The sequence below is a fragment of the Pseudonocardia sp. CA-107938 genome, from assembly GCF_050936315.1.
Taxonomy (GTDB): domain Bacteria; phylum Actinomycetota; class Actinomycetes; order Mycobacteriales; family Pseudonocardiaceae; genus Pseudonocardia.
Genome location: NZ_JBNJNA010000001.1, coordinates 3,660,587 through 3,676,832 on the forward strand (window position 1 = coordinate 3,660,587; position 16,246 = coordinate 3,676,832).

Here is a 16,246-nt window from a genome sequence, read left to right on the forward strand (position 1 = left end):
AGAATGTCGCCCTGGATCGATCCCGGAACGACCTTTTGCCCTTGATCACCGCGGAACCCCGGCGCCGGCGAAGCCTCAGCCGAACCGCAGCACCGTGATCGTGGGCCGGACGTCGCGCGCCACGGGCAGGTTCCACCCCAGCCGCACGAGGGCCGCGACCAGTCCCCGCCCGGCCGGCGCCGGCACGTCGACGACCTCGACGATCCCCGGCACCGTGTCGACGAGCCGGGCCGCCTCGCGCCGCGACAGGTGGAACGGCATCGCGGGCAACTTGTAGTCGGCCGACAGCCAGGCGCCCTCTGTGGTGCTGGCCCAGTCCGGGATGGTGTCGAACACCATCGCCCCGCCGGGGAACCGGGCCGCGCAGTCGCGCAGCAGCGCGCGCACCTCGTCGGGCGGCAGGTACATGAGCAGGCCCTCGGCCGTGATCAACGGGGGCGCGCCGGACGGGACGGCGTTCATCCACGCCCGGTCGAGGGCCGACCCGGCGAACGCGCGCATCCGCGGTTCGGCCGGCAGCAACCGCTTCCGCAGCGCCACCATCTCGGGCAGGTCGACGGTCAGCCAGTCGACGTGCGGGTCGGCGATCCGCCAGAACGAGGTCTGCAGGCCCTCTCCGAGCGCGACGACGGTGGCGCCCGGGTGCTCGGTGAGGAACCGCCGGGTCACGTCGTCGAACACCCGCGCGCGCAGCGCGATCGCCTGGTCGGCGTTCGAGAACGTCGCGTAGCGCTCGGTGCGCTCGCCCAACCGCTCCAGCACCGCGAGTGCCTGCGGGTCCGCCAGCACGCCGTCCGGCCGCGCCGCCTCGACGGCCCGGTTGCGCAAGGTGATCAGCGCGGTCTCCGGGACCCCGCTCAGCTCGGTCGGCACGGACCGACGGTAACCCCGACCCCCGCTGGGTAGCCTCGCGCGGGTGGCACGACTGTCGGTCGACGAGCGCCGGCGCGTCCTCGTGGACGCCGCGATCCAGGTGATGACCCGCGACGGCGTCGCGAAGGCCACGACCCGCGCCGTCGTCACCGAGGCCGGGATGCAGCTCGGGTTCTTCCACTACTGCTTCGAATCGAAGGAGGACCTGCTCGCCGTCGTCGTCGAGACGATCACCGAACGCAACGTCGCCGCCGCCATGGCGTCGGTCGCGCCGCGGCGCGCCGTCGCGGACATGCTGCGCGAGGGGATGCACGCGTACTGGCGCGGCGTCGAGGGCGATCCGGCCACGCACCAGCTCACCTACGAGCTCACCCAGTACGCACTCCGCCGGCCGGGCCTCGACGCCGTGGCCCGCCGCCAGTACGCGGCCTACCTGCAGGCCACCACCCGGTTCCTGGACGCGGTCGCGGCGGCCGCCGACGTCACGTGGGCGGTGCCGGTGCCGGTGCTCGCCCGGCACGCGGCCGTCGTGCTCGACGGGGCGACGCTCGCGTGGATCGTTGACCGCGACACCGCCGGCACGCTCGCCGTGCTCGACCAGGCCGCCGCCGCGATCGCGGCCCACGCCGATCCGGCGTGTACCGCCGGACGGGGTAACGAACGGCCCGTCTGCGGAGACACTCCCGGCGACAGCCCAGCGTCGATCCCGGAGCCATCGTGAACCAGCCGTTCGATCCGCAGCAGCGCCCGTACGGCCAGCAGTACGGACAGCAGCAGTACGGGCAGCCCTACGGTCAACCGGGCAACGGTGCGCCGGGCTACCCGGGGCAGCCGTACCAGCAGCCCGGATACGGCTACCAGCCCTACGCCCAGCCGTACGGCCAGCAGCCGTACGGCCAGCCGGGCTACGGTGTCGCGCCGCAGGTGGCGCCCCTCGCCGAGTGGCCGGCCCGGGCCGCAGCGGCCCTCATCGACGGCGGTATCCCGGCCGTCGCGGCACTCGTCGGCTTCTTCCTCGTCGGCCTGCTCGTGTACGTCACGCAGAGCTTGTCGCTGGCGTTCCTCGGTGTGCTGGTCTACGTGGCGCTCATCGCGTTCACGATCTGGAACCAGTGCTACCGGCAGGGCGTCACCGGGCAGTCGATCGGCAAGAAGATCGTCGGGCTGAAGCTCGTGGGCATGCAGTCCGGGGCCCCGATCGGGTTCGGCGGGGCGTTCCTGCGACAGCTCGCGCACTTCCTCGACGGCATCGCGCTGGTCGGCTACCTGTGGCCGCTCTGGGACCCGATGAAGCAGACGTTCGCCGACAAGATCTGCAGCACCGTCGTGGTCGTCGTACCGAAGGGCTGACCGTTCACTGGTGCCCGGTGGTGCAGGCCCAGCCGATGACGCGGGCACCGGACCCGGCGGTGTGCTGGACGGCGATCCGCTCGGCCCCGGCGCGGGAACCGCTCCACGCCGTCCCCCACGCGCCGTTGCGGGCCTGCGCCAGTGCGACGCAGCCGTTGATCACGTAGACCGCGACACGGCAGTCCGACCTCCCGCACCTCTGCACGGCGGCGGACTTCGCCGCCTCTACGGTCGGGTAGTCGTACCCGTACCCGACGCTGCCGGTCCGCTGGGAGACCGCGATCGCCGCCCAGTAGCCGCCGCCGGGCGTCGCGGCGTCGGCCGCACCGGCGGTGGCGAGGGCGGTCCCGGCGACCGTCGCCCCGACGAGCAGGGCGGTCGTGGCGCCACGGGTGATGCGGGTGCTGAGCGACATGGGTTCGGCCTTCCGGCTCGGCTGACGTGCGGTCGCCCGTGGAGATCGACGACCCGCGCCGACGGTTGGTGTGACGGCCGTCACCACGCCCCGGGACGTAGGGTCGTGCCGACGAAGGGATGTCGACGATGACAGGTGTGCCCCGGGTGCTGAGCATCGCCGGGACCGACCCGACCGGTGGCGCGGGCATCCACGCCGACCTCAAGAGCATCGCCGCGAACGGCGGCTACGGGATGGCCGCGGTCACCGCGCTCGTCGCGCAGAACACCCGCGGGGTGCGGTCGATCCACGTGCCGCCGCCCGCGTTCCTGGCCGAGCAGCTCGACGCCGTCAGCGACGATGTCGAGATCGACGCGGTCAAGATCGGCATGCTGTTCGACGGCGACATCGTGGCGGTCGTGCGGGACTGGCTGGCGCGGGTGCGCCCGCCGCTGGTGGTGCTCGACCCGGTGATGGTCGCGGCCAGCGGCGACCGGCTGCTCGCGCCCGACGCCGAGGAGGCGGTGCGCGGTCTGGTCACGCACACCGACCTCGTCACCCCCAACATGCCGGAGCTCGCCGCGCTGCTGGACGAGCCGCCAGCCACGGCGTGGTCCGACGTGCTGGAACAGGCGCGCCGGCTGGCTGCCGCGCACGGGGTGCGGGTGCTCGCCAAGGGCGGTCACCTCGGCGGCCCGCACGCCCCCGACGCGCTGGTCGCACCGGACGGGACGACGACCGAGTTCGCCACCGCACGCATCGACACCACCAACTCGCACGGCACCGGGTGCTCGCTGTCGTCGGCCGTCGCGACACTGCGGGTCCGGCTGGACTCGTGGGAGGAGGCCGTCGAGGCGGCGAAGCGGTGGCTCACGGCCAGCATCGCGGCGGCCGACGACCTGCACGTCGGCGGGGGGAGCGGCCCGGTCTCGCACTTCGCGCAGCTGTGGGCGGCAGCCGATCAGGCCGGCGGCCAGGTGTCGCCCCAGCCGGTGTCGCGGGCCGCCCGGTAGCGCTCGCCCTCCCGCTTGGACACCAGCACGGGCGCGGCCGTGCCCGCGGGGGTGCACAGCTCCAGCGCGACCACGCCCTTGCGGTAGCGCGGATGGCGCAGCACCCGGCCCGGCACCGTCGGCGCAGGCCCGGGCAGCGCGACGACGACGGCGAACTTCTCGTCCTCCCAGCCGAGCTGGGCGTCCTTCAACCGACGGTGCAGCGCGGATCGCGGCACCCGGGCGGCGAAGTGGCACCAGTCCCGTCCGTCGAGGGGGCAGGCGAGCTGGTGGGGACACGGCGCCACGACGGCGAGGCCGTGCTCGATCAGCGCGGCGCGGGCGGCCAGGACCCTGCGGTAGCCGTCGGGGGTGCCGGGCTCGACGACGGCGACCGCGCCGCCGGCCGCGATCGCCGCCCCGAGCACCGTCGCCTGCTGGGTGGGGGAGAGTTCCCCGAGCAGGTAGGAGATGGTCACCAGGTCGGCGGCGGGCACCTCGGTGCCGGCGCGCCAGCGCTGCCAGGTCGCGTCGCGCAGCGCGGCGTCCGGGCTGGCGCGAGCCAGGTCGCGGCCGAACGTCAGCGCGTCGCCCACCTGGTCCAGCACGGTCACCGAGCGCAGGCTCGGCAGGGCCGCCACAGCGGCCCACGACGCCGCGCCGGTGCCGCCGGCCACGTCGCAGAGCGTCCGGGGCACCCAGCCGGGCACCGCCTCCGTGGCCTGCTGCAGGGCGGCCCGCACGGCGGCGAAGGTGGCCGGCATGCGGTAGGCCGCGTAGGCGGCGACGTCGGCCGCCGACGCCAGCGCCGGTGCGGTCAACGCGCCCCCGGAGCGGTACGCGGTCATCAGCCGCTGCACCGACGCCGCCAGCCGAGCCTCCGGCACGCGCGCCAGCGCGGCGTCGAGCGCCGCGCGCAGGGCGTCGGGGAGTTCGGTCATGGCAGGGCTCCGCGGTCGAGGTGGGGGCACGACGTCACACAAGTTACGGCCACGGCACACAGGTTCTGCGGTGTGTGCGGTGGCCATAACCTGTGTGACGTCGCTCGGTGAACGGAGATCGCAACGGTGACGGACAACGTCGTGCAGGTCCTGCGTGAGCGCATGCGACAGGGCAGCATCCCCGGCCACCGCAGCGACGACGCGCGGGTCGTGCTGCTCGTCGAGGGCGGGAGCTCGCGCGGTGCGTACTCGAGCGGGATGACGGTCGCGATCGAGCAGCTGGGCCTGCTCCCAGCGTTCGACGCCGTGTACGGCAGCTCGGCGGGCGCGCTCAACGGGGCGTGGCTGCTGTGCGGGCGCGCCGAGCGCACCCAGCACGCGTGGTGGACCCCGTCGATCATGCGCGGCACCATCGACCCGGTGCGGACGCTGCGGCGGCGACCGATCGTCGACACGCAGTTCCTCGTGCACACCGTGTACACCGAGATCATGCCGATGGGGTTCGCCGAGATCCTCGCCAACCCCGTCGAGTTCCACCCGATGGCCACCGATGCGCGCACCGGCCGTCCCGTCGACCTGCACGACGCGATCCACGACCGCGCGAGCCTGCAGACCGCGCTGCGCGCGTCGACGGCGATGCCGGTGCTCGCCGGCGACCCGGTCGAGCTCGGTGGGCACCGGCTCATCGACGCCGGCGTGAGCGCTGCGATCCCCGTGCAGACGGCCCTCGAGCAGGGCGCCACGCACATCGTGGCGCTGCGCACCCGGCGGTCCGACGAGCTCGTGTCGGCTCCGTCGCGGCCGGAGCGGCTCGTGCTGTCGCGGTGGTTCGCCCGGCACGCGCCGGGCGCGTTCGAGACCTGGCTGCGCCGCGAGGCGGGCCGGGCGGAGGAGGACGACCTGCTCGCGGCGCACCCCGCCGCGCTGGAGATCCGTCCGCCGCTCGGCAGCCCGCGGATCGGCCGCACCGAGCGCCGCCCCCAACCGCTGCGCGCCGCGGTCGACGTCGGTCGGCAGGCGGCCTGGGACGTGCTCGCAGCGTGCGTCGACGAGCCGGTGCAGGACACCGCCTGACCGGGTGGCAGCCGTTGCCGTGATCAAGGGCAGAACGTCTCGTCGAGCGCGCTGCGCGACCGTCTGCCCTTGATCACGGGCGGATCCGGTGGCCGGCAGGGTCGTCCCCGCGGATGCCACACTGCGACCATGGGCGACGACGGTCCGGCTGCGCGGCCGAACATCCTGGTCATCATGTTCGACCAGCTCACCCCGGGTGCGCTCGGCTGCTACGGCAACCGCGTCACCCATGCGCCGACGATCGACCGGCTGGCGCGCGAGGGTGTCGTGTTCGACGCGGCGTACTCCAACTCACCGCTGTGCACCCCGGCCCGCTACTGCATGATGACGGGCCGGCTGCCGTCGGCGACCCGCGGCTACGACAACGCCGCGTACCTGCCCAGCACGATCCCGACGATGGCGCACTACGCCCGGGCCGGCGGGTACCGCACGGTGCTCGACGGCAAGATGCACTTCGTCGGCCCCGACCAGCTGCACGGGTTCGAGGAGCGGCGCACCACCGACATCTATCCCGCGGACTTCGGGTGGACGCCCGACTGGCTCCGGCCCGACGAGCGGATCGACTGGTGGTTCCACAACATGGACTCGGTGACCCGGGCCGGGGTCGCCGAGGTCACCAACCAGCTGCTGTTCGACGACGAGGTCGGCCACCAGGGCGTGCGCGCGCTGCACGACCTGGCCCGGGACGACGACCCGCGGCCGTGGCTGCTGGTGGTCAGCTTCACCCACCCGCACGACCCGTACGTGACGCGCGGCCGCTACTGGGACCTCTACGAGGGCGCGGACATCCCGCTGCCGGAGATCTCCGCGGCCGACGTCCCGCTCGACCCGCACACCGCCCGGCTGCGCCGGGTGAGCGCCATGGACGAGGTGCGGATCAACCCGGACGACGTCCGCAACGCCCGCCGCGCCTACTACGGCAACATCTCCTATCTCGACGAGTGGACGGCCCGCCTCACGGCCACGCTGGGCGCGCTCGGCGTCGCCGACGACACGGTCGTGATGCTGCTCGCCGACCACGGCGACATGCTGGGCGAGCGCGGGCTCTGGTACAAGATGAACTTCTTCGAGGGCTCGGCCCGGGTGCCGCTGATCGTCCACGCACCGAAGCGGTTCTCGCCGAAGCGGGTGGCGGCGCCGGTCTCGCTGGTCGACGTGCTGCCGACGGTCACCGACCTCGTCGGCGCCGCCGCGCCGGCGCCCGTCGATCCCCTTGCCGGACGGTCGCTGATCGACCTGTGCGCGGGCGATCCGACCGTCGAGCGGGAGGTGGTCGGCGAGTACATGGGCGAGGGTGCGATCGCCCCGATCGTGATGATCCGCCGCGGCGACCTCAAGTACGTCCACTCCCCGGTCGACCCTGACCAGCTCTACGACCTCGCCGTCGACCCGCACGAGCGGGTCAACCTGGCCGCCGACTCGGCGTGGTCCGCGCAGGTGAAGGCGTTCCGCGAGCAGGTCGACCGCGACTGGGACATGGACGCCCTGCACACCGATGTCCTCGCCGACCAGGCACGGCGGCGGCTCGTCGACTCCGCGCTCCGCACCGGCAGGGTGACGCCGTGGGAGTACACGCCACCGGCCGACGGAAGCGGGCAGTATATGCGCAACCACCTCGACCTCAACGAGGTGGAGCGCACCGCCCGCTTCCCGCGCTGACCCGCACCGGCTACCAGGCCACGGGACCGAGGCGGTCGATGAAGGTTCCGGTCGGTCCGTCGGCGCCGAGCGTCGCCATCTCGATGAACGGGTCGGTGCCCTCGGTGACCGTCAACTGGCCCGTGTGGTTGTTCATGTCCGTCGCGGCGAACTTGCGCGTGGCGACCTCGCCGGGCGTGACGGCGTTGAACTTGATGTCCGGGAACGCCTGGGCGTACCGGACGGTGATCATGTTCAGTGCCGCCTTGGACGAGGTGTAGGCGAGCTCGTGCATCTTCGAGACGGCCTGGTTCGGGTCGGTCACGACCGCGAAGGACCCGACGCCGCTGGACACCATCACCACCCGCGGCTGGTCGGCCGCCTGCAGCAGGGGCAGGAACGCCTGCGTGACCCGGACCGGCCCGTACACGTTGGTGTCGTACACGGAGTGGATCTCGTCAGCCGTCGCCTCCGCGGGGTGGACGGCCCTGCCCGGCGCGCCGGCGTTGTTGATCAGCACGTCCAGCCGGTCGGTGTGCTTGCGGACCAGCCGTACGGCGTCGGCCACCGACTCGTCCGAGGTCACGTCCAGCGGGACCAGGACCACCTGCGCGCCCCCGGCGGCCAGCTTGTCGACCGCGGCCTGTCCGCGACCTTCGTCGCGCGAGCCGAGGAAGACCGTCCAGCCCAGCTCGCCGAGCCTGCGGGCCGTCTCGAAACCGAGCCCCTTGTTGCCTCCGGTGATCAACACTGTGGTCTGTTCCGTGTTCGTCATGCCCACCAGATGCCGCGACCCGCTCGGTTGTGACGGCATGTGAACCACTTCACAGTCGGGGTGCGCCATGGCGCACTCGCCACCGGCCGGTACGCGCCGCCCGCTTCCCGCGCCGACCCGCCCCGGCCGCTACCCTTGCTCCCGTCCGGTCCGTCCGGGCACGCCCCTGTAGCTCAGCTGGATAGAGCAAGAGCCTTCTAATCTCTAGGTCGCAGGTTCGAATCCTGCCGGGGGCGCGCTTGATCAACTCTCGGCGCCACTCGCGCGGAGCCGAGTGGCGGTGGCCGATACCAGTCGGCGCTGCCGTCAGCCGGACGAGCCGGCAGCGTCCCTGCGCCGTCCGGCCCGGGTGCGCATGGGGTCGGGGGCGGCCTCGCCCGGCAGGCGCCGCAGGAACTCCTCCTCGAGTTCGAGCATGCGACGCGTGTGGTTCTCGAGGGCCGACTCGCTGCCTGCGATGACCGTGTCGTGGCGCGTCTCGTGCAGATGGGCCAGCTCGCGGCGCAGGTCGTCGTCGCTGAGCGTGGCGGCCGGGACTCCCTCGGATCGATCCGTCATGTCGACGGGGTGCCCACGAACGTGCGCCTTCATGCCGCCGTGCTGCACACCGCGCAGACTCAGACCGGAGCGCAGTACGGGCACTGCTCGGGTGGTGAGATCCCGTGCCTGGCGCAGGCCTGCCCCGACCGCGGCGCGATGCCCGGGGCGGCCTGCGCCCGGCCCGGGGGACGGCGGGCCGGGCGGACGGGGCCCGTGGACCCGAAGTCCTCGTCGCTGTCGACGGGTGCCGGCCGGCGCTCGTACGACCGCGGTACGGGCAGCTCGATGGTGTCCCACGCCGACGACTCGTGGATCGCCACGGTCAGCGTCGCCCCGACGGACACCGGGCGCTCCAGCCTGCTCATGACGTCCGCCCCCGACGTGGTCGCCACGGCCTCGACCCCGGAGGCGGTGACGGTGATCCGCAGCCGGAACGGATCCACGGGTTGCGACCGGAGCAGCACCCCGCCCAGCACGAGCTCGTCCGTGCGACCGTCGGTCTCCAGGATCAACGTGACGACCGCGCCCGGAGCGAACTCGAGGCGATGCACGACCGGCAGCTCGCTGAGCACGATCGACATCCGGGACACCGGTGCACCCTCCCCGCGTTGGAACCAACCCTAGTGCTGTCTCACGCGACGGTGCGCCTTCGGCGGTACACCCACCAGAACAACTCGCCGACGCCCGCGCCGGCGGCCAACGTTCCTGCGACGTACCGCAGCACCGCTTCCGTCCCGCTGACCGGTTCGCCGCCGTAGCGGGCCGGCGGAAGGCACACGAGAGCCACCCCCAGGAACAGCGCGACGATGCCCACGTTGTACGACGCGCTGACCCGCGCCCGCCAGCGGGCCCACGTGGCGATGTCGCGCCGATGCATGGCGCGGTAGGCGCCGTCCAACGCGGCCGCGATCGGGCCGTCGTACCACGCGAGCAGGTCCGCCCTGGTCCACAGGAACTGGCGGGCCCTGAACCCGCACGTCACGGACACCACGAAGGCGATCATCGCGACGAGCATGACCACGATCGCGAGGCCGGGCAGGAGGAACGACTCCGGGTTCTGCGCCACCACCCCGATCAGCGTGACCACGAAGCCGGCCAGCACCGGTGCCGCGATGTCCGACACGGCCTGGCCGGCGGCCGCACTCCCCAGGGGAGCCGGTGGTGGAGCACCCCACGGGTCGATCGCACCGGGATCCGTGGGCGATCCGTCATCGGGCACCCGCAGATCTCATCACAACCCGTCCGGCCGGCGGCCGGCTGCCGGGGAGCCGGCGTAGGCGGCGAGGTCGTCGGCCATCCGCTGCATCACCCGGGGAAGCACGAAGGGCAGGATCCAGCCGATACCGGGAACCATCCGCCAGGTTCCGCGCCAGTCGATGACCGTCCCGCCGGTGGGCGTCGGCTCCAGCTCGACGACCGCCCGGTAGTCCTTCATCGCGTGGTTGAAGGCGTCCTCGTACGACAGGCGTCGCTGCTCCACCAGCTCGGTCAGGCGTTCCCCGGTGACGACCCGGCCCGTGCGGAAGGCGCGCACCGCGCCGACGCCGTCGCCGCCCTGCGCACCGAGCCCGCTCGAACGCTCCTGCACCAGCTCGTCCAGCCCGGACGCCCACCGCGGCCAGCTGCGACCGTCGACCAACAGGCCCCACACGACCTCGACGGGGGCCGAGGACGTCGAGCTGACGTGGTAGCGAGGCACAGGTTCTCCTTCACGTACGCGGTACCTCGTCGACGTCGGCGGCGGCGATCTCGATCTCGATCTTGTCACGTCGTGCGGTGCGGTCCGGGCGCGGCTCAGCAGTCGCGCAGCTCGGGGCTCTGGTTGAGCAGCTGGCCGCGCACGCTGGTGAACGCGTGGAACTCCGGCCCGTCCACGGCGGCGGGCGAGAAGGCCGCAACGCGGTGGCAGTTCTGGAACGCGAGCACCACGCCGAAGTGCCGTTCGAGGGCCCCGCGGATGGCGTTGCTGGCCAGTGCGCGCAGCAGCTGGCCGCGCTCCTGCTCGCTGGGCGGCGGCACCTCGTGCTCGCCGAACGGCTTGTCGCCGCGGTCGGCGACGGCGGCCTCGACGACGCTCCAGGCGTACGGCAGGGACGTGCGGACGACGTCGAGGAAGGTCTCGTCGTCGACGGGGCCGTTCTCGGCCGCGCGCAGGACGGGTGCAGGGACGTCCAAGGACATGGGTCTCTCTCTCCGATCACGACGGACAGTGCCCATCCATGTACGCACGGTCTGCCTGCTCGGCGCCAGACTTGACTGCTGCCGCTCAACCTGCTCGCTGCGCGCGCAGCGGCTCCAGCACCTCGACGGCCAGCCGACGCACGTTCTCCAGGGTCCGCGCAGGATCACCGGCCCCCTCCACGAGGAACGAGACGCGGCGCAGCCCGGTCGCGTCCAGCGTTGCGGCCAGCCGCTCCCGGCAGCGCTGCGCCGAGCCGACGGGGTGGATGCCGATGAGGTGCTCGGTGTAGGCGTGCGGGTCGCGCGTGCGGTGCGCCCGGCCGTCGGCGCGCCGGTACGAGGCGAGTCCGGGCCCCAGCCAGCGCGGCAGCGCGGCTCGCAGCACGCCCTCCGCCTCGGCGTCGGTGTCCGCCACGAACGCGACGCCGACGCCGACGTGACCGGCACCCCCGTGCCGGGCGACGGCCGCCGCCTTCTCCGCGTCGTCGGCGTGCATGCCCAGCAGGAGCGGCAGCCCGCGCCGCGCGGCGACGTCGACGGTGTCGGGCGACGTCGCGGCGACCACGACCGGCGGGCCGCTCCCCGTGCCGGACGGGACGACCTGCACGGGCGGGAAGGTGAACCGGGGCCCGGACCCCGCGACGGTGCGCCCGGACAGCGCCGCGAGCAGCAGGTCGAGCGACTCCGCGAAGCCGGACTCGAACGCGCCGGCCGGCGCGCCGAACACCTGCAGGTCCACCCACGGGCCGCCGCGGCCGACGCCGAGCCGGAAGCGGCCGCGCGAGATCTGGTCGAGCAGCAGCGCCTGCTCGGCGACCGCGACCGGGTGCTGGCTGGTCAGGACGGTGACCGCGGTGCCGACGGCCACCCGTCGGGTGACCCCGAGCAGGTGCGCAGCCATGGTGATCGCCGACGGGCACACCCCGTAGGACTGGAAGTGGTGCTCGGCCACCCACACCTCGTCGAACCCGGCCTGCTCCGCGGCGACCGCCGTGGCCAGCGTGGCGTCCAGCGCCTGCGTGGCCGTCATGCCGGCGAACTGCGCGGACGGGAGGAAGACGCCGAACCGGAGTGCTTCGGTCCGCATCAGGTGACGGTGACCAGCCCGTCGGTGAAGTCGGCGTCCTTCGTCTCGCGCAGGGGCAGGAGCGCGAGCAGGCCCACGACGGCGATGCCGGCGACGTAGACCGAGACGCCGGTCGTCGAGCCGGTGCGCTGCAGCAGGTCCGTCGCCACGATGGGGCTGACACCGCCGCCGACGATCCCGCTCGCGCTGTAGGCGAACGACGCCCCGGAGTACCTGTACCGGATGGGGAACAGCTCCGGCAGGAACGCCCCCATCGGCCCGTAGAGCAGCGCGAAGCACAGCAGCGCGCCCGTGGCGCCGAGCGTGATCAGGGCCGGGTCGCGCGTGTCGATCAGCCAGAACAGCGGGAACGCCCACACTGCCGCCAGTGCCGCCGCGGCGATGCAGAGGCGTCTGCGGCCGAGCCGGTCGGACCAGACGGCCGCGCCGAGCGTCGCGGCACCCATGATCGCGACCGCGATCATCGTGGCGACGAGGACGACGGTGCGGTCCAGCTGCAACGTCGTCGTCGCGTAGGAGAGCGTGAACGTCGTGACGGTGTAGAAGAGCGTGTGCGCCAGCACGAACGACATTGTGGCGAGCACGAGGACACCGGCACGGGCGCGCAGCAGCTCGACGAACGGCACCGGGGCCGGTGCGCGCTCCTCGAGGGCGGCCCGGAAGACCGGGGTCTCGGCGATGCGCACGCGGATGTAGTAGCCGACGCCGAGGAGCACCGCGGAGGCCAGGAACGGGATGCGCCACCCGATCGACAGGAACGCCTCACGGGTCATCGCCAGGCTCAGCACGATGAACAGCGCGTTGCCCAGCACGAACCCGACGGCGGGGCCCAGCTGCGGGAACGCGGAGAACAGGCCGCGACGCCGGGCAGGCGCGTACTCGGTGGCGAGCAGCACGGCACCGCCCCACTCGCCGCCCAGCCCGATGCCCTGGACGAAGCGCGCCAGCGTCAGCAGGATCGGGGCCGCCACGCCGATGGTCTCGAACGACGGGATCACGCCGACCGCGATCGTGGCCAGGCCCATCGTCACCAGCGAGACGATCAGCATGCGCTTGCGGCCGATGCGGTCGCCGAAGTGGCCGAAGAGGATCGCGCCCAGCGGGCGCGCCACGAACCCGACGGCGAAGGTGGCGAACGCGGCGAGCTGGCCGGCCAGCGGCGAGACCGTGGGGAAGAAGACCTGGCCGAACACGAGCGCGGCGGCGGTGCCGTAGACGTAGAAGTCGTAGAACTCGATCGCGGTGCCGATGAAGCTCGCGACCGCGATCCGGGCCGTCGACGGGGGCGCGCCCTTCGTGAGCTCCATCGCGGGAAGCCTTCCGGTGGGCAGGGCGGGCCGCGCACCGCGGCCCGCCCCGGTGGAGCAGAGGGAGATCAGTCGTGCGCGGCCGGCTCACCCGCGGGGGCGAGCACGGGGTTGCCGGCGTTCTGCCGCGCCAGCGCCAGCACGATGATGCCCGAGAGCACCATGAACCCGGCGACGACCCACAGACCGGGCGCGATGGAGCCGGTCAGGTCCTTGAGCAGGCCCGTGAGGTAGGGGCCGGCGAACCCGGCCAGGTTGCCGAACGAGTTGATCAGCGCGATGCCGGCCGCCGCGCCGACGCCGGTCAGGAAGGCGTTGGGCAGCTGCCAGAAGACCGGGATCGCCGTGAACACGCCGACCGTGCAGATGGTCACGAACACCATCACGAGCACCGGGCTGTTCATGTAGATCGAACCGATGATGCCGGCGGCCCCGACGAACGCCGGGAGCGCGACGTGCCACGCCCGCTCCTGGCGCGCGTCGGAGTGGCGCGACCAGAAGAACATCGCCACGGTGGCGACGGCGTACGGGATCGCCGTGATCAGCCCGTTCTCCAACAGGGTGATCTTCACGCCGAACTGCGTGCCGAAGCCCTTGATCACAGTGGGGAGGAAGAACCCGAGCACGTACAGGCCGAAGACGACCCCGAAGTACACCGTGCTCAGCGCGAGGACGCGGACGTTGGTGAGCGCCTCCCGGACGGTCACCTCCCGCTCCACCGTCTGCGCGTCCTCGGCCGCGATCGTCGTCTCGAGCGCGGTGGCCTCGGCCGTGGTCAGCCACCGGGCGTTCCGCGGCTTGCTGGGCAGCAGGAAGATCACCACGATGCCGAGGAGGACGGCGGGGATGCCCTCCACGAAGAACATGAAGCGCCAGCCCTCGGCGAAGCCCAGGGTGCCCGCGCCGTTCTGGATGAGCAGCGCCGAGATCGGGCTGCCCAACACCGAGGACAGCGGCACGGCCATGAAGAACAGCGCGACGATCTTCGCCCGCTGCGCCCGCGGGAACCAGTACGTGAGGTACAGGATGATCCCGGGGAAGAACCCGGCCTCGGCGATGCCCAGCAGGACGCGCACGACGTAGAAGCTGATCTCGCCCTGGATGAACGCGGTCGACGTGGCGACGAGGCCCCACGTGATCATGATCCGGGCGATCCACAGCCGCGCGCCGACCTTGTGCAGGATGACGTTGCTCGGGACCTCGAAGAGGAAGTACCCGATGAAGAACAGGCCGGCGCCGAGCCCGTAGGCAGCCGCGCTCAGGCCGAGGTCGGCGTTGAACGTCGAGGCCGCCGCGAAGCCGATGTTGACGCGGTCGACGTAGTTGATGATGTAGAGGAGCACCAGCAGCGGTAGCAGCCGGCGGATGGCTTTTCCGACCGCGACGCCGGTGGGCGTGCGGTCGGCGACTTCGGGGGCACCGTCCACTGTCTCGCTCTCCTTCGAGCCAAGCCGGGCAGGACGCACATGGGTACCCCACGCTGCCGACGCTTGACAAGTGAAACGGGATGAAGTCGGTCGACTGTTCCATCCTCGGTGGTCTGAGTGAGCAATTGACCGTCCGCCCGAGGCTCCGAAAGGGCAGGTGCACCGACGAGCGGCATGTGCGCGGCGTACGCCGCATTCGGCAGAACGGAAGTAGGCTGCGCCCTCGGGCGAGTCGTCAAGTGTCGCCCGTCCCCGCTCTGAAGGGAACGTTCGATGACGGAGAAGGTGCGCGCCGCCTCGGCGGAGGATGCGGCGGCCGCACCGGTCGTCCTCGACGCCCTGGACCGGTCGATCGTCGCCCTGCTGCGCGACGAGGCGCGGATGTCGGTGCGGGCCATCGCGCGCGAGCTCAACCGCTCGCCCGGCGCGATCGGCGAGCGCATCGCCCGGCTCGAGTCGGTCGGCGTGATCATGGGCTACCACGCCGACATCGACCTCGTCCGGCTCGGCTACATGCACACCCTCGTCGTCGTGCGTCTGGGCGCCGACCGCGGCCTCGACGCCTGCGTCGAGGCCATCTCCGCGCTCGACGAGGTGCGGATGGTGTGGGTCGTGACGGGTTCGTGGGACCTGGTCGTGGAGTGCCACGTGCGCGACGCCGTGCACCTCCGCGAGCTGCTGCAGGGCAAGCTGCGCGGCATCGAGGGCGTCGTGCACACCGAGGCGATGATCGTGCTGGAGAGCGTCGGCGCCCCGAAGGGCGCACGGGAGAAGACCGCCGAGGAGTGACCGTCGGACGGCCCGTTGGGCTGAACGGTCATGTTCGAGCCGCGCAGCGGGTACGGACCTGCCGGTGGGCCTAGAGTCGATCTTCGACGAGGTCCCAGGCGCCCGACGACCGCAGGGAGACAGCATGATCGAGACCCCCGACATCGATCGCCCACCGGCAGAGCTCTCCGCAGCGCTCGCCGAGATCGGGAGCGCGACCGCGAGCGCGGAGCTCAGCCGGATGGGCATCCGCAGCGCGTTCATCAGCGGCCCGGTCACCGTCACACCGGGTGTGTGCGTCGCCGGTCCTGCCCTCACCCTGCAGTTCCTGCCGAAGCGCGAGGACCTCTACCCGGTCGACGAGTACGCCGAGCCGGAGAAGCAGCTGCACCGCCACGTGCTGTACCACACCCAGCCCGGCGACATCGTGGTCGTCGACGCCCGTGGCGACATGGGCAGCGGCGTGTTCGGCGAGATGATGCTGACCTACTTCAAGGGCCGCGGCGGCGTCGGCGTCGTGGTGGACGGCTGCCTCCGCGACATCGGCAAGGCCAAGCAGCTCGGGCTCGGGCTGTGGATCCGGGGCGCCACCCCCAACTTCCACACGCAGACCGGCATCGTCCCGACCGCCGTCAACGTGCCGGTGGCCTGCGGGGGCACGCTCGTGGAGCCCGGCGACATCATCGTCGCCGACGACGACGGCGCGGTCGTCGTGCCGGTCAAGCTCGCGCCTGCGCTCCTCGCCGTCGCCACCGAGCACGCCGAGTGGGAGGAGTTCTCCCGCATCCGGCTGTCCGAGGGCGGCGACATGCGCCGGTACTACCCGCTGTCGGACGAGGCCCGTCCCGAGTACGAGCAGTGGCGCGCGGAACAGGGGCGCGGACCGGCCTGACCCGAGC

The 16,246-nt window shown here is 72.5% G+C and carries 19 protein-coding genes and 1 tRNA gene; 8 read left to right on the forward strand and 12 right to left on the reverse strand.

The genetic code is table 11. The features are described from left to right. Positions 1–75 precede the first annotated feature (75 nt). Positions 76–873: a class I SAM-dependent methyltransferase gene (locus ACQEVB_RS18275; RefSeq protein ID WP_432972591.1), complete on the reverse strand. Its 798-nt coding sequence runs from the start codon at positions 871–873 to the stop codon at positions 76–78. Positions 874–916: 43 nt separating this feature from the next. Between ACQEVB_RS18275 and ACQEVB_RS18280 the strand changes: the two genes are divergently transcribed. Together ACQEVB_RS18280 and ACQEVB_RS18285 are read left to right on the forward strand one after the other, a co-directional pair. Continuing rightward, positions 917–1,594, forward strand: a complete 678-nt coding sequence (locus ACQEVB_RS18280) for a TetR/AcrR family transcriptional regulator (protein WP_432972594.1) — start codon at positions 917–919, stop codon at positions 1,592–1,594. Then, positions 1,591–2,223 (forward strand): RDD family protein, encoded by a 633-nt coding sequence (locus ACQEVB_RS18285; protein WP_432972597.1) that lies wholly within the window; start codon positions 1,591–1,593, stop codon positions 2,221–2,223. The genes ACQEVB_RS18280 and ACQEVB_RS18285 overlap by 4 nt, the downstream gene beginning before the upstream one ends. 4 nt (positions 2,224–2,227) lie before the next feature. Here ACQEVB_RS18285 and ACQEVB_RS18290 read toward each other — a convergent pair whose 3' ends face one another. Continuing rightward, a complete protein-coding gene (locus ACQEVB_RS18290; RefSeq protein ID WP_432972600.1) occupies positions 2,228–2,638 on the reverse strand; it encodes a DUF4189 domain-containing protein in 411 nt (136 codons plus the stop codon). Between the two features lie 128 nt (positions 2,639–2,766). Between ACQEVB_RS18290 and thiD the strand changes: the two genes are divergently transcribed. Then, entirely contained in the window at positions 2,767–3,630 is an 864-nt protein-coding gene (thiD, locus tag ACQEVB_RS18295; protein ID WP_432972603.1) for a bifunctional hydroxymethylpyrimidine kinase/phosphomethylpyrimidine kinase, read from the forward strand. On the opposite strand, the gene ACQEVB_RS18300 is transcribed toward thiD, so the two are convergent. After that, positions 3,579–4,550 carry a small ribosomal subunit Rsm22 family protein gene (locus ACQEVB_RS18300; RefSeq protein WP_432972606.1) on the reverse strand — a complete coding sequence of 324 codons (972 nt, stop codon included), beginning with the start codon at positions 4,548–4,550 and terminating at the stop codon, positions 3,579–3,581. The two genes, thiD and ACQEVB_RS18300, sit on opposite strands and share 52 nt — an antisense overlap. A 126-nt stretch (positions 4,551–4,676) precedes the next feature. Here ACQEVB_RS18300 and ACQEVB_RS18305 point away from each other — a divergent pair, with 126 nt between their 5' ends. Then, positions 4,677–5,624, forward strand: a complete 948-nt coding sequence (locus ACQEVB_RS18305) for a patatin-like phospholipase family protein (RefSeq protein WP_432972609.1) — start codon at positions 4,677–4,679, stop codon at positions 5,622–5,624. A gap of 129 nt (positions 5,625–5,753) precedes the next feature. Next, positions 5,754–7,283 (forward strand): choline-sulfatase, encoded by a 1,530-nt coding sequence (gene betC / locus ACQEVB_RS18310; RefSeq protein WP_432972612.1) that lies wholly within the window; start codon positions 5,754–5,756, stop codon positions 7,281–7,283. 10 nt (positions 7,284–7,293) lie between these two features. Here the strand turns inward: betC and ACQEVB_RS18315 are convergent, their stop codons facing one another. Beyond that, a complete protein-coding gene (locus tag ACQEVB_RS18315; protein ID WP_432972615.1) occupies positions 7,294–8,037 on the reverse strand; it encodes an SDR family oxidoreductase in 744 nt (247 codons plus the stop codon). A gap of 162 nt (positions 8,038–8,199) precedes the next feature. On the opposite strand from ACQEVB_RS18315, the gene ACQEVB_RS18320 reads away from it, so the two are divergent. Beyond that, positions 8,200–8,273, forward strand: a tRNA-Arg gene (locus ACQEVB_RS18320). Positions 8,274–8,343: 70 nt separating this feature from the next. Here ACQEVB_RS18320 and ACQEVB_RS18325 read toward each other — a convergent pair. The 8 genes from ACQEVB_RS18325 to ACQEVB_RS18360 all read right to left on the reverse strand — a co-directional run bounded on the left by ACQEVB_RS18325 (position 8,344) and on the right by ACQEVB_RS18360 (position 14,579). Continuing rightward, complete coding sequence (locus ACQEVB_RS18325) at positions 8,344–8,595, reverse strand: DUF6158 family protein (RefSeq protein ID WP_432972618.1); 252 nt, start codon at positions 8,593–8,595, stop codon at positions 8,344–8,346. A 59-nt stretch (positions 8,596–8,654) separates the two neighbouring features. Then, positions 8,655–9,167: a hypothetical protein gene (locus ACQEVB_RS18330; RefSeq protein ID WP_432972621.1), complete on the reverse strand. Its 513-nt coding sequence runs from the start codon at positions 9,165–9,167 to the stop codon at positions 8,655–8,657. Positions 9,168–9,208: 41 nt separating this feature from the next. After that, the gene (locus ACQEVB_RS18335) at positions 9,209–9,796 is read right to left on the reverse strand and encodes a hypothetical protein (RefSeq protein ID WP_432972623.1); all 588 of its coding nucleotides are present in this window, start codon (positions 9,794–9,796) and stop codon (positions 9,209–9,211) included. Positions 9,797–9,808: 12 nt separating this feature from the next. Further along, positions 9,809–10,276 carry an SRPBCC family protein gene (locus ACQEVB_RS18340; RefSeq protein ID WP_432972626.1) on the reverse strand — a complete coding sequence of 156 codons (468 nt, stop codon included), beginning with the start codon at positions 10,274–10,276 and terminating at the stop codon, positions 9,809–9,811. A gap of 95 nt (positions 10,277–10,371) precedes the next feature. Next, the gene (locus ACQEVB_RS18345; RefSeq protein WP_432972629.1) at positions 10,372–10,758 is read right to left on the reverse strand and encodes an SCO5389 family protein; all 387 of its coding nucleotides are present in this window, start codon (positions 10,756–10,758) and stop codon (positions 10,372–10,374) included. Between the two features lie 85 nt (positions 10,759–10,843). Then, entirely contained in the window at positions 10,844–11,845 is a 1,002-nt protein-coding gene (locus ACQEVB_RS18350) for an LLM class flavin-dependent oxidoreductase (protein WP_432972632.1), read from the reverse strand. Further along, entirely contained in the window at positions 11,845–13,152 is a 1,308-nt protein-coding gene (locus ACQEVB_RS18355) for an MFS transporter (RefSeq protein ID WP_432972635.1), read from the reverse strand. Before ACQEVB_RS18355 ends, ACQEVB_RS18350 begins: the two co-directional genes overlap by 1 nt. 68 nt (positions 13,153–13,220) lie before the next feature. After that, positions 13,221–14,579, reverse strand: coding sequence for an MFS transporter (locus ACQEVB_RS18360; protein ID WP_432972638.1), 1,359 nt, complete (start codon positions 14,577–14,579; stop codon positions 13,221–13,223). Positions 14,580–14,852: 273 nt separating this feature from the next. On the opposite strand from ACQEVB_RS18360, the gene ACQEVB_RS18365 reads away from it, so the two are divergent. Together ACQEVB_RS18365 and ACQEVB_RS18370 are read left to right on the forward strand one after the other, a co-directional pair. Beyond that, the gene (locus ACQEVB_RS18365) at positions 14,853–15,368 is read left to right on the forward strand and encodes an Lrp/AsnC family transcriptional regulator (protein ID WP_432972641.1); all 516 of its coding nucleotides are present in this window, start codon (positions 14,853–14,855) and stop codon (positions 15,366–15,368) included. Between the two features lie 124 nt (positions 15,369–15,492). Continuing rightward, positions 15,493–16,239: a ribonuclease activity regulator RraA gene (locus tag ACQEVB_RS18370; protein WP_432972644.1), complete on the forward strand. Its 747-nt coding sequence runs from the start codon at positions 15,493–15,495 to the stop codon at positions 16,237–16,239. The last annotated feature ends 7 nt before the right edge of the window (positions 16,240–16,246 follow it).

Coding starts and splice junctions, on each gene's coding strand:
- ACQEVB_RS18290 (WP_432972600.1), bottom strand. CDS start 2,638: ATGTCGCTCAGCACCCGCATCACCCGTGGCGCCACGACCGCCCTGCTC.
- thiD (WP_432972603.1), top strand. CDS start 2,767: ATGACAGGTGTGCCCCGGGTGCTGAGCATCGCCGGGACCGACCCGACC.
- ACQEVB_RS18300 (WP_432972606.1), bottom strand. CDS start 4,550: ATGACCGAACTCCCCGACGCCCTGCGCGCGGCGCTCGACGCCGCGCTG.
- betC (WP_432972612.1), top strand. CDS start 5,754: ATGGGCGACGACGGTCCGGCTGCGCGGCCGAACATCCTGGTCATCATG.
- ACQEVB_RS18315 (WP_432972615.1), bottom strand. CDS start 8,037: ATGACGAACACGGAACAGACCACAGTGTTGATCACCGGAGGCAACAAG.
- ACQEVB_RS18325 (WP_432972618.1), bottom strand. CDS start 8,595: ATGACGGATCGATCCGAGGGAGTCCCGGCCGCCACGCTCAGCGACGAC.
- ACQEVB_RS18345 (WP_432972629.1), bottom strand. CDS start 10,758: ATGTCCTTGGACGTCCCTGCACCCGTCCTGCGCGCGGCCGAGAACGGC.
- ACQEVB_RS18350 (WP_432972632.1), bottom strand. CDS start 11,845: ATGCGGACCGAAGCACTCCGGTTCGGCGTCTTCCTCCCGTCCGCGCAG.
- ACQEVB_RS18355 (WP_432972635.1), bottom strand. CDS start 13,152: ATGGAGCTCACGAAGGGCGCGCCCCCGTCGACGGCCCGGATCGCGGTC.
- ACQEVB_RS18365 (WP_432972641.1), top strand. CDS start 14,853: ATGACGGAGAAGGTGCGCGCCGCCTCGGCGGAGGATGCGGCGGCCGCA.
- ACQEVB_RS18370 (WP_432972644.1), top strand. CDS start 15,493: ATGATCGAGACCCCCGACATCGATCGCCCACCGGCAGAGCTCTCCGCA.